General features: G+C 60.1%; 3 protein-coding genes. 2 read left to right on the top strand and 1 reads right to left on the bottom strand.

The features are described from left to right. A partial coding sequence (locus A3730_RS01020; RefSeq protein WP_156500733.1) for a DUF2057 family protein occupies nt 1-420 on the top strand: 420 nt, incomplete at its 5' end. Nucleotides 421-657: 237 nt separating this feature from the next. Here A3730_RS01020 and A3730_RS01015 read toward each other — a convergent pair. Next, the gene (locus A3730_RS01015; protein WP_063519121.1) at nt 658-1077 is read right to left on the bottom strand and encodes a secondary thiamine-phosphate synthase enzyme YjbQ; all 420 of its coding nucleotides are present in this window, start codon (nt 1075-1077) and stop codon (nt 658-660) included. Between the two features lie 89 nt (nt 1078-1166). On the opposite strand from A3730_RS01015, the gene A3730_RS01010 reads away from it, so the two are divergent. Further along, nucleotides 1167-1690 (top strand): SDR family NAD(P)-dependent oxidoreductase (locus A3730_RS01010; protein ID WP_063537283.1); only part of this gene is annotated, 524 nt, incomplete at its 3' end.

Here is a 1690-nt window from a genome sequence, read left to right as displayed (position 1 = left end):
AACCACGAAATCGTGAAAACCAACCCGGCCAACTTTGTCATCGACGGCAAGGGCGGCGACCAATGGCAACTGGGCTTCAACACCCCACAAGACGTGGNACAGGCCCGCGCCATGGAAGACAGCTTCTACGGCTGGGCGGAAAACACCAAGACCGGCGAACGAGTAGACGCCAAAGAATCCGGGCTGATCCTCAATCGCGGCTTCCTGGCCCCGATCACCGGTGAAGAAGTCACCACCGCCAGCACCAACAGCGTGGCCCCCCAGGCCGCAGCGGGTGCCGCCGCCGGCGCCACCGCTGCCAGCGCAAATAAGAGCACCACCGTGGCCCCGGAAGCCAGCTACCTGGACACCCTGAAAGCCCAGTGGAAACAGGCCACCGCAGAAGAACGCCGCGAATTCCTGCAATGGATTGCGGAATAACCGGCCAGCCGATAGCGGAAATGGCGTAACGCCATTTCCGTCATCCGATACGAAGCCGCTGCAGGAACGGAGCGCAGCGAGGCGGCAAAATTTTTAGAGAATGTCAGGTCCACCTATAGAAACCTGTCAGGTTCGGCAAGTCCTGATCGCCCTTTGGGCAATTCCTTGCTTCGCAAGGTTCGCGCCCTGGAAGGGCACTCCTACAGCAACCTTGTAGATAACGTTGTCGCCCGCCGCTCACTCCCCTTGAATGGTCGCCACGACCCGCCGTGCACCACCGTGGTCGCGGTGCTCGCACAGATAAATGCCCTGCCAGGTCCCCAGCGCCAGCCGCCCGGCCCGGATCGGGATTGTCAGCGACGGGCCGATAAGTACGCTCTTGATATGCGCGGGCATATCATCCGGCCCTTCCAGGGTATGCTCATAGTACGGCGCGTTCTCCGGCACCATCACATTCAGGTGTCGCTCCAGATCCCCGCGCACATCCGGGTCAGCATTTTCATTGATGGTCAGCGAGGCGGAGGTATGCTGAATAAACAGATGCAGCAAGCCCACCTCTATCTCCGCCAGCACCGGCAAGGCAGTTACCACCTCCCGCGTTACCAGATGGCAACCGCGCCGTTGCGCCGGCAACGTGACAATGTCCTGAAACCACATCTTCGTCCCCTTTAGACCTTGGCCCCTAATGCCGAACACGGCAGACTCGACGGTCTGTATTTTTACCGCACAGCATTCAAGGGGTATGCATGAAACTCAAAGGCCAGACCATTGTACTCACCGGCGCCTCCAGTGGCATCGGCGCGGAAGCGGCCAGGATCATGGCAAGAAAAGGCGCCACGCTGTGCCTGGTGGCACGCCGGGAAGAGCAGCTTCGCGAGGTTCAGCAAACCATTCAGGAACAGGGCGGCACCGCCTTTATCTACCCCTGCGACCTCAGCGACAACACGGCCATTGAAGCCTGCGCGGCACGTATTCTTGAGGATCACCCCCGTATTGATGCGCTGGTGAATAACGCCGCTCATTCCATTCGCCGCCCCATCGAGCAATCTTTCGACCGCCTGCACGATTACCAGCGCACCATACAGCTGAACTATATCGGCGCCGTGGCCATGACCCTGCAATTCCTGCCCCGCTTTGCGCAGCAGGGCCACGGCCATGTGGTGAATATTTCCAGCCTGTCCACGCAGATTCCCATTCCGCTGTTTTCCGCCTACCTGGCCAGCAAGAGCGCACTGGAATCCTTCACCCGCTCGCTGGAAGCGGAGATGGG

The sequence above is a fragment of the Alcanivorax sp. HI0044 genome, assembly GCF_001634945.1.
Note: the sequence above shows the minus strand (reverse complement) of the source record. Positions and strands in the feature narration are given on the sequence as shown.